Source organism: Streptomyces sp. NPDC052114 (genome assembly GCF_040680155.1).
Lineage (GTDB): Bacteria > Actinomycetota > Actinomycetes > Streptomycetales > Streptomycetaceae > Streptomyces.
Genome location: NZ_JBFAWC010000007.1, coordinates 100704 through 114201 on the forward strand (window position 1 = coordinate 100704; position 13498 = coordinate 114201).

Annotated in this window: 14 protein-coding genes and 1 tRNA gene; 8 read left to right on the forward strand and 7 right to left on the reverse strand. The window is 72.3% G+C overall.

Going from position 1 to position 13498, the window contains the following annotated elements; all coding sequences use genetic code 11:
* Positions 1–13 precede the first annotated feature (13 nt).
* From AB0L89_RS17195 to AB0L89_RS17205, 3 genes are read right to left on the reverse strand one after another with little or no spacing between them, the layout of a single operon-like run.
* Positions 14–802: a TrmH family RNA methyltransferase gene (locus AB0L89_RS17195; protein WP_365141343.1), complete on the reverse strand. Its 789-nt coding sequence runs from the start codon at positions 800–802 to the stop codon at positions 14–16.
* The gene (locus AB0L89_RS17200) at positions 799–2154 is read right to left on the reverse strand and encodes an HTTM domain-containing protein (RefSeq protein ID WP_365141348.1); all 1356 of its coding nucleotides are present in this window, start codon (positions 2152–2154) and stop codon (positions 799–801) included. Before AB0L89_RS17200 ends, AB0L89_RS17195 begins: the two co-directional genes overlap by 4 nt.
* A complete protein-coding gene (locus AB0L89_RS17205) occupies positions 2151–3065 on the reverse strand; it encodes a DUF5819 family protein (protein WP_365141351.1) in 915 nt (304 codons plus the stop codon). The genes AB0L89_RS17200 and AB0L89_RS17205 overlap by 4 nt, the downstream gene beginning before the upstream one ends.
* Positions 3066–3261: 196 nt before the next feature.
* Between AB0L89_RS17205 and paaA the strand changes: the two genes are divergently transcribed.
* From paaA to AB0L89_RS17235, 6 genes are all read left to right on the forward strand, one after another.
* Positions 3262–4272, forward strand: a complete 1011-nt coding sequence (gene paaA / locus AB0L89_RS17210; protein WP_365141354.1) for a 1,2-phenylacetyl-CoA epoxidase subunit PaaA — start codon at positions 3262–3264, stop codon at positions 4270–4272.
* Positions 4269–4559 carry a 1,2-phenylacetyl-CoA epoxidase subunit PaaB gene (gene paaB / locus AB0L89_RS17215; protein ID WP_365141357.1) on the forward strand — a complete coding sequence of 97 codons (291 nt, stop codon included), beginning with the start codon at positions 4269–4271 and terminating at the stop codon, positions 4557–4559. Before paaA ends, paaB begins: the two co-directional genes overlap by 4 nt.
* On the forward strand, positions 4556–5287 hold the full coding sequence (paaC, locus tag AB0L89_RS17220) for a 1,2-phenylacetyl-CoA epoxidase subunit PaaC (protein WP_365141360.1): 732 nt from the start codon (positions 4556–4558) through the stop codon (positions 5285–5287). The genes paaB and paaC overlap by 4 nt, the downstream gene beginning before the upstream one ends.
* The gene (paaD, locus tag AB0L89_RS17225; protein WP_365141363.1) at positions 5281–5781 is read left to right on the forward strand and encodes a 1,2-phenylacetyl-CoA epoxidase subunit PaaD; all 501 of its coding nucleotides are present in this window, start codon (positions 5281–5283) and stop codon (positions 5779–5781) included. The genes paaC and paaD overlap by 7 nt, the downstream gene beginning before the upstream one ends.
* Complete coding sequence (locus tag AB0L89_RS17230; protein ID WP_365141366.1) at positions 5781–6857, forward strand: 2Fe-2S iron-sulfur cluster-binding protein; 1077 nt, start codon at positions 5781–5783, stop codon at positions 6855–6857. Before paaD ends, AB0L89_RS17230 begins: the two co-directional genes overlap by 1 nt.
* Positions 6858–7027: 170 nt before the next feature.
* Entirely contained in the window at positions 7028–8161 is a 1134-nt protein-coding gene (locus AB0L89_RS17235) for an acyl-CoA dehydrogenase family protein (RefSeq protein WP_365141369.1), read from the forward strand.
* 57 nt (positions 8162–8218) lie between these two features.
* Here the strand turns inward: AB0L89_RS17235 and AB0L89_RS17240 are convergent, their stop codons facing one another.
* The 4 genes from AB0L89_RS17240 to AB0L89_RS17255 form a co-directional block, all read right to left on the reverse strand.
* Positions 8219–8548 carry a rhodanese-like domain-containing protein gene (locus tag AB0L89_RS17240; RefSeq protein ID WP_365142009.1) on the reverse strand — a complete coding sequence of 110 codons (330 nt, stop codon included), beginning with the start codon at positions 8546–8548 and terminating at the stop codon, positions 8219–8221.
* A gap of 40 nt (positions 8549–8588) precedes the next feature.
* On the reverse strand, positions 8589–9497 hold the full coding sequence (locus AB0L89_RS17245) for a hypothetical protein (RefSeq protein ID WP_365141372.1): 909 nt from the start codon (positions 9495–9497) through the stop codon (positions 8589–8591).
* Positions 9498–9545: 48 nt separating this feature from the next.
* Positions 9546–10925, reverse strand: coding sequence for a DUF2252 domain-containing protein (locus AB0L89_RS17250; RefSeq protein WP_365141375.1), 1380 nt, complete (start codon positions 10923–10925; stop codon positions 9546–9548).
* A 410-nt stretch (positions 10926–11335) separates the two neighbouring features.
* Positions 11336–11422, reverse strand: a tRNA-Leu gene (locus AB0L89_RS17255).
* A gap of 545 nt (positions 11423–11967) precedes the next feature.
* Here AB0L89_RS17255 and AB0L89_RS17260 point away from each other — a divergent pair.
* Positions 11968–12852 carry a DUF3662 and FHA domain-containing protein gene (locus tag AB0L89_RS17260; protein WP_365141378.1) on the forward strand — a complete coding sequence of 295 codons (885 nt, stop codon included), beginning with the start codon at positions 11968–11970 and terminating at the stop codon, positions 12850–12852.
* Positions 12853–12862: 10 nt separating this feature from the next.
* On the forward strand, positions 12863–13378 hold the full coding sequence (locus AB0L89_RS17265; protein WP_365141382.1) for an FHA domain-containing protein: 516 nt from the start codon (positions 12863–12865) through the stop codon (positions 13376–13378).
* Positions 13379–13498: the final 120 nt, after the last annotated feature.

A 13498-nucleotide genomic window follows, 5' to 3' on the forward strand; every position in this document is an offset into this window, starting at 1 on the left:
CACGCGCGCGGGTTCAGGCCTCCGGCCCCGGAGGCCTGCCCGCAGACCAGTGGAACAGCGTCATGCCGACGCTCGTCGCCAGGTTGTAGCTGGAGACCTGCGGACGCATCGGCAGGGACACCAGATGGTCGGCGCGCTCCCGCAGCGCCGCCGACAGGCCGCTGCGCTCGGACCCGAAGGCGAGCACCGCGTCGTCCGGGAGCTTCAGCCCCCGGATGTCCTCGCCCTCCGCGTCGAGCGCGAAGACCGGGCCGGGCGGCAGCTCGGCGACGTCCATGCGCTCCACGGCCGTCGCGAAGTGCAGGCCCGCCCCGCCACGTACGACCGTGGGATGCCAGGGATCGAGCGTGCCGGTCGTGACGACCCCGGTCGCCCCGAAGCCGGCGGCGAGCCGGATCACCGCCCCGGCGTTGCCGAGATTGCGCGGGTCGTCGAGCACGACGACGGGCGCGGTCCTCGGCAGACGCCCCAGCTCCTCCAGGTTGGCAGCGCGCGAGGGGCGCACCGCAAGGGCGGCCACCGCCGTGGGGTGCAGCCGTGGCACCAGGGCGCGCAGCCACTCGTCCGGGACCTGCGCCACGAGACCGTCGAGCGCGTCCCGCACATCCGGCGCGAGGTCGTCGGCGAGCGCCAGCACACCGGCCCGGTCGCTGGTCAGCGCCACCGGCACCCGCGCCCCGAACCGCAGGGCGTGCTTGATCGCGTGGAAGCCGTCGAGCAGCACGGAGGCATCGGCGAGCCCGCGCCAGACGCGCAGGGCGCCCTCGGGATCCGCCTGGTCCGCCCCGTCCGTCCTGTTCATGGAGTGAAGCCTACGCGCGCCTGCTCAGTGGGCTCCGGGCCCGGATTCCCGCCACCGCTCCGGCCCGCGTCGGAGTCCTCTCCGGCGCCCTGACCGGAGCCTTCACCGAAGTCCTCGTCGGCGCGCTCATGCGCACCCGCGGCGCCCTCGTCCACGCCCTCCGCGCGCTGATCCGGTACGGCGTCCGCACCGGTGGGACGGCCGGCGCGGGGGAGCGGCACCCCGAAGTGCGGCAGACGCGAAACCACCCCTCCACGCGCGCGTGCCGCCCAACCGCCCAGCCGCCGCAGGAACGACGTCGGCAGGAACACCGCGTCGGCCGCGATCATCGCGAGCGAGAAGAACGGCAGCCCCAGGATCACCGCGATCACGGCGTGCTCGACCATCATCGCGGCCAGCAGGACGTTCTTGACCCGGCGGTTGAAGAGCGTGAAGGGGAAGGCCACCTGCACGACGACCGTCCCGTAGGTCACCAGCATCACCATGATGCCGTGGGACGAGAGCAGGTCGGAGAGGGCGGGCCACGGGGAGAAGTAGTCGAGGTTGAGCGGGTAGTAGACGGCCGTGCCGTCCTGCCACCGGCTGCCCTGGATCTTGTACCAGCCGGCCGTCGCGTAGATCAGACAGGCCTCGGCCATGACCACGAGCAGTCCCGCGTTGTGGGCGAGGTTGGCCACGACGTCGAGGAGCTTGCGCAGCTCGCCCCGCGGCGCGCGCCGCCCGGCGATCCACCACAGGCCGTGCACCAGCCACAGCCCCCAGAAGAACAGCAGCCAGCCGCCGCTGAGCTCCCCCATGAACGTCACGACGGACAGTCCGAGCCCGAGCACCCACCACAGGACGGGCCCCGCCCGGTCCGGCGGATCCTGCACGCGCGCGCGTGCCGCCCGCCGCGCGTCCAGCGACCAGACCTGGCCGCACCGGATGAAGACCAGGTAGGTCGACATCAGGTGGATGACGTTGTCGCCGCCGTCGCCGATGAAGATGCTGCGGTTCTGCAGCGACAGCACGCCGATCATGAACAGCACGGACATCGCGCGCGTGTGCCAGCCGAGCAGCAGCAGCGCGCTGCTCAGCATCGCCAGCGCGTAGACGACCTCGAACCAGATCCGCCCGTCGGACCACATCAGGGCGGTGAAGGCCTCGTTGCTCGAGATGAGCTGCTGCGCCATGTCCCAGTTCCAGGGGCCGTCGGGCCCGTACAGCTCATGGCGGTGCGGGAACTCGCGCAGCAGGAAGAAGAGCCAGGTGGCGGCGAAGCCGATGCGGATCACCGCGGTCTGGTACGGGCCGAGGGCGTATCCGGTGACCTTGCGCAGCCCCTGCGCCAGCGGACGTTCGAACCGGCTCACCGGTCACTCCCCTTCGCGTCCGCGAGCGGCAGGTCGTCGGGCGTCACCGACCACCAGGGGAGCAGCCGGTAGACCGGCTTGGCGGAGACCTTCTCCTCGCTCCACTTCGGCGGCCGCACGTTCGTGGTCTTCGAACGCAGCTGCACGCGCGCGATCCCGTCGCCCTTCCCGCCCGGCGCCTCCCGCTCCAGCCGCATGTACGCGATGCGCCGCATGTACTCCTCGGAGAGCTGGCCCCGCAGTCCGACGGGACGATTCTGCGCGTCGTGCGACCCGACGTAGAAGTCCCAGGCCCTGCGCAGTTCGTTCTGCTGCGTGTGGCTGGGCAGGAGGTTGCCGTCGATCCCCGCGCCGTCCTGCGCGGAGAAGTCGTACCAGTCCGTGGTCCGTACGCCCCCTGCGGCCGTGCGGAGTTCCGCGCGCGCCTGCACCGCGACGTTCTGCTGGAGCGGGTTGGGCGCGAAGAGCTTCCAGTTCTGCTCGAACTCGGGGTAGATCCACTCGTCGACCACGTCGCCGTGCTGCTTGGTCAGGGTGTTCGAGGGCGCGACGTGGAGGAAGAGCATCGCCAGGTGGATGCAGGCGGCCGCGGCGACGACCGCGAGGGCGCACGCCGCCACGATCTGCGGCCCGAGCTTCAGCCCGGCGATCCCCAGGCGGGCTTCCGGCTCGGTGGCGGGGGCGGAGGCGGGAGCCGGCTCGGTGGCGGAAGCGGGCTCGGAGGCGGGAGCGGGAGCCGGTTCGGTGGCGGTGGCGGGGGTGAGGGCAGGGGCGGAAGCGGGGGCCGGTTCGACGGACGCCTCCGGCTCTTCGCTCGGGCCGGGCCCGACCGCCGCACCGGGCTCGGCCGCCGGGCCGGGCTCGTCAGGTCCGGCGGGTCCGCCGCCGGAGTCCTTCTCGTACCCGCCCATTCCGCCCCGTTCACCGTTCCCGCGCCGAACCCTGCCGCCGGAACGGTACTCAGGCCCGCCCGCCGCGCACAGCGTCCGTGAAGTTATCCACAGGGTTGACACCTTATGGCGACGCGCCGCACCATTGAATTCCACGAACCGAACGATCGGTCGGTCGGCAGGTTCGGTGTCGAGCCCAGGGTCGAGGGGGACCGAGATGGCGACAGCAGCCGCACACCAGGCGGCGGTGACGGAGCCGGACGAGGCCGCGTCCATGGCCGCGCGCACGGCGGAGCACCAGGCCGCCTTCGACGCGGCGGTCGCCGCCGACGAGCGCATCGAACCGCGCGACTGGATGCCGGACGCCTATCGCGCGTCCCTGGTCCGCCAGATCGCCCAGCACGCGCACTCCGAGATCATCGGCATGCAGCCGGAGGCCAACTGGATCACGCGCGCGCCCTCCCTGCGGCGCAAGGCGATCCTCATGGCGAAGGTGCAGGACGAGGCGGGCCACGGCCTGTATCTCTACAGCGCGGCCGAGACCCTCGGCGCCAGCCGCGACGAGCTGCTCGACAAGCTGCACTCCGGCCGCCAGAAGTACTCCTCGATCTTCAACTACCCCACGCTGACCTGGGCGGACGTCGGCGCGATCGGCTGGCTGGTGGACGGCGCCGCGATCACCAATCAGGTCCCCCTGTGCCGCTGTTCGTACGGTCCGTACGCCCGCGCGATGATCCGCGTCTGCAAGGAGGAGTCCTTCCACCAGCGCCAGGGGTACGAGTCACTGCTCGCCCTCAGCCGCGGCACCCAGGCCCAGCACGACATGGCGCAGGACGCGGTGAACCGCTGGTGGTGGCCCTCCCTGATGATGTTCGGCCCGCCCGACGCCGAGTCCGCGCACTCCGAGCAGTCCATGACGTGGAAGATCAAGCGCCATTCGAACGACGAGCTGCGCCAGCGCTTCGTCGACATCTGCGTCCCCCAGGCGGAGTCGCTCGGCCTGACGCTCCCCGACCCGGACCTCGTGTGGAACGAGTCCCGGGGGCACCACGACTTCGGCCCGATCGACTGGACCGAGTTCCGGGACGTCCTCAAGGGCAACGGCCCCTGCAACGACCAGCGCATCACCCAGCGCCGCCGCGCCCACGAGGAAGGCGCCTGGGTCAGAGACGCCGCGGCGGCGTACGCGACGAAGCACGGCGAGAAGCACGGAGAGGCGACAGCATGAGCAGCTCGACCGAATGGCCGCTGTGGGAGGTGTTCGTCCGCTCCCGTCGCGGGCTCTCCCACACCCACGCGGGCAGCCTGCACGCCCCGGACGCGGAGATGGCCCTGCGCAACGCCCGCGATCTGTACACCCGCAGGAGCGAGGGCGTCTCCCTCTGGGTCGTGCCGTCCGCCGCGATCACCGCCTCCTCGCCGGACGAGAAGGACTCCTTCTTCGAACCGGCCGGCGACAAGCCCTACCGCCACCCGACGTTCTACGACATCCCGGAGGGAGTGAAGCACCTGTGACCGCCTCCACCGCGCCCGACGCCCCCGCCCTGCCCGCCCTGGCCCTCGGCGACGACGCCCTGGTGCTCTCCCACCGCCTGGGCGAGTGGGCGGGACACGCCCCGGTCCTCGAAGAGGAGGTCGCCCTGGCGAACATCGCCCTCGACCTCCTCGGCCAGGCCCGCGTCCTGCTCTCCATGGCGGGCGACGAGGACGAGCTGGCGTACCTCCGCGAGGAGCGCGCCTTTCGCAACCTCCAGCTGGCCGAGCAGCCGAACGGCGACTTCGCCCACACCATCGCCCGCCAGCTCTACTTCTCCACCTACCAGTCCCTGTTGTACGCGCGGCTGGCGGCCGGCGACGGCACCTTCGCCCCCTTGGCGGCGAAGGCCGTCAAGGAGGTCGCCTACCACCAGGACCACGCCGAGCAGTGGACCCTGCGCCTCGGCGACGGCACCGCCGAGAGCCACGAGCGGATACAGCGCGGTCTGGACGCGCTGTGGCGCTTCACCGGCGAGATGTTCCAGCCGGTGACCGGTCTCGACGTGGACTGGCAGGAGCTGCGGGAGAGCTGGACGGCCTCCGTCACCCAGGTCGTCGAGCGCGCCACGCTGACCGTCCCCACCGGGCCGCAGACCGGCGCCTGGACGGCGGGTGCGGGCCGACAGGGCCTGCACACCGAGTCGTTCGGCCGGATGCTCGCCGAGATGCAGCACCTGCACCGCAGCCACCCGGGGGCGTCATGGTGACGACCGCGCCCACCACCCTGGAGGCGGAGCTCCTGGCCCTCGCGGGCTCGGTGCCCGACCCCGAGCTGCCCGTGCTGACCCTGGCCGACCTCGGCGTGGTGCGCGGCGTGCGGGTCCTCGCCCCCGGCAGGGTCGACGTCGAGCTGACCCCCACGTACACCGGCTGTCCCGCGATCGAGGCCATGACGGCCGACATCGAGCAGGTGCTGCACGACCGCGGCATGGCCGAGGTCTCGGTGCGCACGGTCCTCTCCCCCGCCTGGTCGACGGACGACATCAGCGCCGAAGGCCGCCGCAAACTGGCCGAGTTCGGCATCGCGCCCCCGCGCTCCCACCCGGCGGAAGGGCCCGTCCCGCTCAGCCTGTCGATCCGCTGCCCGCACTGCGGCTCGACCGACACCGAACTGCTCAGCCGCTTCTCGTCCACGGCCTGCAAGGCGCTGCGCCGCTGCGCCTCCTGCCGTGAACCCTTCGACCACTTCAAGGAGTTGTGATGGCCCGCTTCCACCCGCTCCGGGTAGCGGCGGTCGACCGGCTCACCGACGACTCCGTGACGCTGACCTTCGACGTGCCGCCCCCGCTGCGCGAGGAGTTCCGGTTCACCCCGGGCCAGCACCTCGCCGTCCGCCGCTTCGCCGACGGCACCGAGATCCGGCGCACCTACTCGATCTGCTCCCCGGCACCCCGCCCGGACGCCCCGGGAGAACCCGGGACGCTCCGGGTCGGCGTGCGCCTCGTCGAGGGCGGCGCCTTCTCGACGTACGCCTTCAAGGAAGTCGCCGTCGGCGACGAGCTGGAGGTGATGACACCGGCCGGCCGCTTCACGCTGGACCCGGCCCCCGGGCGTTACGCCGCGATCGTCGGCGGCAGCGGCATCACCCCGGTGCTCTCCATCGTCACGACCCTCCTGGAGCGCGAGCCCCAGGCGGACTTCTGCCTCATACGCAGCGACCGCACCGCCGCCTCCACGATGTTCCTGGAGGAGGTGGCCGACCTCAAGGACCGCTGGCCGGACCGGTTCCAGCTGGTGACCGTGCTCTCCCGGGAGGAGCAGCAGGCGGGCCTCGACTCCGGGCGGCTCGACGAGGAGCGGCTCGCGCGGCTCCTGCCGGCGCTGCTGCCGGTGGACGAGATCGCGGGCTGGTTCCTGTGCGGGCCGTTCGGCCTGGTGCAGGGCGCGGAGCGCACGCTGCGCGGGCTCGGCGTGGACCGCCGCCGCGTGCACGAGGAGATCTTCCACGTGGACGAGGCCACCACGGCCCCCGCGGCCCCGTCGTCGGCTCCCGCGCCCGCGCACAGCACGGTGACGGTGACCCTCGACGGCCGCTCGGGCACCTGGCCCGTCCAGGACGGCGAGACGCTTCTGGAGACGGTGCTGCGCAACCGCGCCGACGCGCCCTACGCCTGCAAGGGCGGGGTGTGCGGCACCTGCCGGGCCTTCCGGGTCTCGGGCGAGGTGCGGATGGACCGCAACTTCGCGCTGGAGCCGGAGGAGACGGAGGCCGGTTATGTGCTGGCGTGCCAGTCCCATCCGGCCACGGACACCGTGGAGTTGGACTTCGACCGCTGACTGTTCGCCCCTGTACCCCTGCGCCCCGCCGGTGGCCCCCCTCCCGAGGACCGGCCGCGCCTTCCTGTTCCCTTCCCGTAGAACCTGTTCTATCTTGACGGACCGTCAGATGCGAAGAGGCGGAAGAGACGGCGGAGACGTCGGTCGGCCGGTGCGCGGGAGGACAGGCAGTGGACTTCACCTTCACCGAGGAACAGCAGGCCGTGGTCGAGGCGGCGAAGGCACTCTTCGCCGGTGTCGCGCCGGACGGAGTGCCGAGCCCCGCCCTCACCCCCAAGGCCGTCGCCGAGGACTTCGACCGCGCCCTGTGGTCCCGGCTCGCCGGCTCCGACCTGCTGGGCGTGCTCGTCGACCCCGAACACGGCGGCGTGGGCCTCGACGCCATCGCCCTGTGCCTGGTGCTGCGCGAATCCGCGAAGGTGCTCGCCCGGGTGCCGCTCCTGGAGAGCAGCGCCGCCTCCTGGGCCGTACAGGCCCATGGCGGCGCGGAGTTGAAGCGGCGGGTCCTGCCCCGGGCCGCCCGCGGCGAGCTCGTCCTCACCGTCGCGGCGAACGGCCGCACCGGCCACGACCCGGCCGAACTGGCGGTCACCGCCCAGCGCGACGGCGACAGCTGGGTCCTGGACGGCCTCCAGTCGGCCGTGCCCTGGGCGCAGAACGCCGACCTGACCGTCGTCCCCGCCCACACCCCCGAGGGCCACGCGGTCCTCGCACTCGTCCCCCGCGGCCACGAGGGCCTCACGATCGCCGAGCAGTTCTCCACCAGCGGTGAGCGGCTCGGTGAACTCCGTCTGTCATCCGTCCGCGTCGCCGCGTCCGACGTGATCGAGGCCGACGGCGCCTGGGACCGGCTGCGCGATCTGCTCGCCACCGGCACCTGCGCGCTCGCCCTCGGCCTCGGCGAGGCCGTCCTCGGCATGACCGGCGAATACACCGGCAAGCGCGAGCAGTTCGGATTCCCCGTCGCCACGTTCCAGGCCGTGGCGGTGCAGGCCGCCGACCGCTACATCGACCTGCGCGCGATGGAGGTCACCCTCTGGCAGGCCGCCTGGCGCATCAGCACCGCCGCGGACGGCGCCCTGCCCACCGCGGGAGACGTGGCCGTCGCCAAGATCTGGGCGTCCGACGGCGTACGCAGGGTGGTGCAGACCGCACAGCACCTGCACGGCGGCTTCGGCGCCGACACCGACTACCCCCTGCACCGCTATCACGCCTGGGCCAAGCAGCTGGAGCTCTCCCTCGGCCCCGCAGCGGCGCACGAGGAGACCCTCGGCGACCTGCTGGCCGCCCACGCCCTCGGCTGAGGCCCGCGCCCGATGCCCTGAGCCCCGGCTCCGGCTCCGGCCGGCCGAGCCCGTTCCCTAGACGACGGCGCCCGGCTGACCCTTGTCGTCCACGACGGGACGCCCGGCGGCCGCCCAGGCCTCCATCCCGCCCGCGACGTTCACCGCGTCGATGCCCTGCTGACCGAGGTACATGGTGACCTGGGCGGAACGGCCGCCGGACCGGCAGATCACATTGACCCTGCCGTCCTGCGGCGCCGCCTCGGTCAGCTCGCCGAACCGCGCGACGAACTCACTCATCGGAATGTGCAGAGCCTCCGCGGCATGACCCGCCTGCCACTCGTCGTCCTCCCGGACGTCCAGCAGAAAGTCGCCGCTCGCGAGGTCGTCGACGCCGACCGTGGGCACATGAGAACCGAAAACCATGCCCCCGACGCTACCGGACGGGCTACGCGGTCAATCGCTCCAGCTCCGCCTCGCGCTCGGAGACCTGCGCGAGCAGTTGCTCGGCGATCTCGTCGAGCAGCGCGTCCGGGTCGTCCGGCGCCAGCCGCAGCATCCCGCCGATCGCGCTCTCCTCCAGCTCCTTGGCGAGCACCGAGAGCAGCTCCTTGCGCTGGGAGAGCCATTCGAGCCTGGCGTACAGCTCCTCGCTGCGCGTGAGCCGGTGCTCCGCGGGCACGGGGCCCGCGGCCCACTCCTCGGACAGCTCCCGCAGGAGCGCCTCGTCGCCACGGGCGTACGCGGCGTTCACCCGCGTGATGAACTCCTCGCGCCGCTGCCGCTCGCTCTCCTCCTGCGCCAGGTCCGGATGCGCCTTGCGGACCAGCTCGCGGTAGAGCTTGCGGGCCTCCTCGCCGGGGCGCACCCGCTGCGGCGGACGCACCGACTGCTCGGTCAGCATTGCGGCGGCCTCGGGGTAGAGGCCGTCGCCGTCCATCCAGCCGTGGAACAGCTCCTCGATGCCCGGCATCGGCATGACCCGCGCCCGCGCCTCCTCGGCCTTGCGCCGGTCCTCGGGGTCGCCCGTACGGGCCGCGGTGGCCTCGGCGATCTGCGCGTCCAGCTCGTCGAGCCTGGCGTACATCGGACCGAGCTTCTGGTGGTGCAGCCGGGAGAAGTTCTCCACTTCGACGCGGAAGGTCTCCAGCGCGATCTCGTACTCGATCAACGCCTGTTCGGCGGCGCGCACGGCCCGCTCAAGGCGCTCCTCGGGCCGCTCCCCGGCCCCCTCGGCCCCGTTCCCCCGACCGGAAGCCCCGGCGGTCTCAGCAGTCCCGGAGGCCGCCTGGGCCCCCCTGGACTCGGTGCTCGCGGGCGTCTCGGGCTGCGTCGGCTCGGCTTCCGGGGTCGTCACCCGCCCAGCGTAGGCCACCCTCCCGTGTCACCCGTCAGGAGCGCCCGGTCACACGCCCGCCTCAGCCGCCACCCGTCCCTCCTTGACCGCACGCACCAGCAGCGCGTGATCCGCCTCCGTACGGTCCGCGTACGCCGTCGCGAACCGTGCCATCGCCTCGTCCAGCTCGTCGTTCTTGCCGCAGTACCCCGCGATCAGGCGCGGGTCGGCGCTGTGTGCGTGGGCGCGCGCCAGCAGCGCCCCGGTCATGCGGCCGTAGTCGTCGATCTGGTCGGCGGCCAGCGCCGCCGGGTCCACGCTGCCCTTGCGGTTCCTGAACTGCCGTACCTGGAAGGGCCGTCCGTCGACCGTCGTCCACCCGAGCAGGATGTCGCTCACGACCTGCATCCGCTTCTGCCCGAGCACCACCCGGTGGCCTTCGTGCGCCGTCCTCGGCACCTCGAACCCGGCCGCTGGCAGATGCGGCAGCAGCACGGAGGGCCGCGCCTCCTTGACCTGGAGCACCAGCGGCTCGCCCCGGTGGTCGAGCAGCAGCACCACGTACGACCGCAGTCCGACGCTGCCCGTGCCGACGACGCGGAACGCCACGTCCTGGATCGCGTACCGCGCGAGCAGCGGCAGGCGGTCCTCGGACAGCGTGCCCAAGTAGTCCCCGAGGGCGGCGGCCACCGGGACCGCCTCCGCGTCCGGCACGCGCCGCAGCACGGGCGGCGCGTCCACGAAGCGCCGCCCCTCGGCACCGTCGGGCCCCTCGACGCGCTCGGTCGCCTTCGCCGCGAACCGGGCGCTCGTGTTGTGCCGCGCCTTCTCGGAGACCCGCTCCAGGGTGCCCAGGAGGTCGCGTGCGTCCGTGTACGAGACCAACTCCTCGTCCGCGATGGCGTTCCACGCGTCGAGCGCGGGGAGCTTCGCCAGCAGCCGCATCGTGCGCCGGTAGGCCCCGACGGCGTCCCTCGCCGCCTCCGCGCAGACCGCCTCGCCCGCGCCCGCCTCGCGCCCCGCGAGCACCAGGGACGCCGCCAGCCGCTTGAGGTCCCACTCCCAGGGGCCGTGCACCGTCTCGTCGAAGTCGTTCAGGTCGATGACGAGACCACCGCGCGCGTCCGCGTAGAGCCCGAAGTTCGCCGCGTGCGCGTCCCCGCAGATCTGCGCACCGATACCGGTCACCGGAGTGCGCGCGAGGTCGTACCCCATCAGTCCCGCGGAGCCCCGCAGGAACGCGAAGGGGGAGGCGGCCATCCTGCCGACCCGTATCGGCGTGAGCTCGGTGATCCGGCCGTGGTTGACCGCCTCGACCGCGGCCACGGGGTCGGGCCGGGCGTCGTCCACCGAGAACTCCGCGTGCGCGGCCCGGGGCACCCGCCCCCGCAGCGCCTTGCCCTCCCCTTTGGGCGACCCCTGCGCGGGCCACTCGGCGAACCCCGCCACCTGCGGAAGCCGCCCGTCGACCGGCCCTCGCCCGCCCGGCCGCTTCCCCGACCTCTTCGCCGGCCGCCCCCGCTGCCCGGGAACCGCCCCGCCAAGCTCCGCCATGCCCCTCGCCCCCGCAGACCGTCCGAACCCGGACCCGAACCGACGCCGGATCCGGCCTCGAAGGTACCGCCGCTCGCCGACCCCCGTCAGAGCCTGTGGATAACTTCGGTGACATACATCACTGCGCGCGGAATCCGGGGAGGACACGGCGGAAGCCGGCACAAGACGTCGGGAAACGGCAGGAGGCGACAGGAGACGGCAGGGGGCAGCAAGGGGCGGCAGGAGAGAGCAGGAGACGCCACGGGACAGCACAAAAAGAAGCGGCCCCCTTCCGGACTTTCATCCGGAGGAGGACCGCTTCCTCGTGGTGCGCGAGGGGGGAGTTGAACCCCCACGCCCTTGCGGGCACTGGAACCTGAATCCAGCGCGTCTGCCTATTCCGCCACCCGCGCATTGGGTGTGTCTTCGGGCTTCCCACCGTGTGGTGCGAGCGCCTGCCGACATCCAGAAGATTAGCACGCTGCGGAGGGTGGATTCACATCCGTATTGGCGGGCACCTGCTCTGGAGCCCGGACCCGGCCCGCCCTCACCCCGCAGTCACCCCGACCTCGTCCCCGACCCCTCCCTGAGCTCCAGCTGAGCTCCACCGGACCACCCGCCCGACACCGCCCCGGGCCCCCAGCCCCGGCCCCCGCCCTCGACCAAGCTCACCGAGCTCCACAGCCAGGTGCGGGACACTGGCTTGGAGCCCCCTCTACGATCCCTCGTAAAAGGAGGCTCGAGCAGGCGCCCCGAGCAGCTGCCCGTAAGGGGTTCCGGAGTCGAGGATCAGGGCTCCATCAGGGACTCCTGGGAGGATCCACGGACCCTCGCGCGGGCATGCCTTGTGAGAGGCGACACTCGTCGACTGGGCGGACAGGGGGAACCAGCCGATTTCCCGGCGCGTGGATACGATCAGTAAGCAGTACCAGGATGACTACGACGGAGGAGGTGCCCCATGGGAGTCCTGAAGAAGTTCGAGCAACGGCTCGAAGGTCTGGTCAACGGCACCTTCGCCAAGGTGTTCAAGTCCGAGGTCCAGCCCGTCGAGATCGCCGGCGCCCTCCAGCGCGAGTGCGACAACAACGCGACGATCTGGAACCGCGAGCGGACCGTCGTCCCCAATGACTTCATCGTGGAGCTCAGCGCCCCCGACTTCGAGCGGCTGAGCCCGTACTCGGGCCAGCTCGGCGACGAGCTCTCCGGCATGGTGCGCGACTACGCCAAGCAGCAGCGCTACAGCTTCATGGGCCCCATCAAGGTCCACCTGGAGAAGGCCGAGGACCTCGACACCGGCCTGTACCGCGTCCGCAGCCGCACGCTCGCGTCCAGCACCTCCCAGACGCCCGAGCGCGCCCCCGCGGGCCCCGGTGCCGGTGGCTCCGCGAGCCCCGGCCGCGCCACGGGAGGCGGTGGCTACGGCTATCCGCCCACCGGTGCGTCCGGCGCCGGAGCGCCTCCCATGCCCGCCTCACCACCGCCCGGAGCGGGCCGCCCCGGCGGCCCGGCCGCGGCACCGAGCAGACCTCCGGGCTCCGGCTCCGGAGCCCTTCCGGGCGCCCAGGTGCGGCGCTGGATCGAGATCAACGGCAATCGCCATCAGATCTCCCGCCCGACGCTGGTGCTGGGTCGCAGCACCGACGCCGATGTGCGGATCGACGACCCCGGCGTATCGCGCCGGCACTGTGAGATCCGGACCGGAACGCCCTCGACGATCCAGGATCTCGGGTCTACCAACGGCATCGTGGTAGACGGGCAGCACACCACCCGCGCTACGCTCCGCGACGGCTCGCGGATCGTCGTGGGCAGCACCACCATCATTTACCGGCAAGCCGAAGGGTGAAGCGGGGGCAATGTCAGAGCTGACCCTGACGGTCATGCGGCTGGGTTTCCTGGCCGTTCTGTGGCTGTTCGTGATCGTGGCCGTCCAGGTCATCCGCAGCGACCTGTTCGGTACGCGCGTCACCCAGCGTGGTTCGCGCCGTGAGGCGCGGCCGCAGCAGGCCGGCCGCCAGCAGCAGGCGGCGCCGCCGCAGCAGCGCCAGCAGCAGGGCGGTGGCCGCCAGCGTCGCGGCGCCCCCACCAAGCTGGTCGTCTCCGAGGGCATCCTCGCCGGGACGACGGTCGCCCTGCAGGGGCAGACCATCACGCTGGGCCGCGCGCACGACTCCACGATCGTGCTGGACGACGACTACGCCTCCAGCAGGCATGCCAGGATCTACCCGGACCGTGACGGCCAGTGGATCGTCGAGGATCTCGGGTCCACCAACGGCACGTATCTCGACCGGACCCGACTCACCACCCCGACGCCCGTTCCGCTGGGCGCGCCGATCCGCATCGGCAAGACCGTCATCGAGCTGCGGAAGTAGTACGACAATGAGCGAGCGGAGCGAGCGAGCCGAAGCGGCTGTCCAGGCACTGGACGCCGGCGCGCTCCCGACCGGAGGGTGGGCACCGTGCGGATGTACCCGGAGCCGACGGGCGAGGTG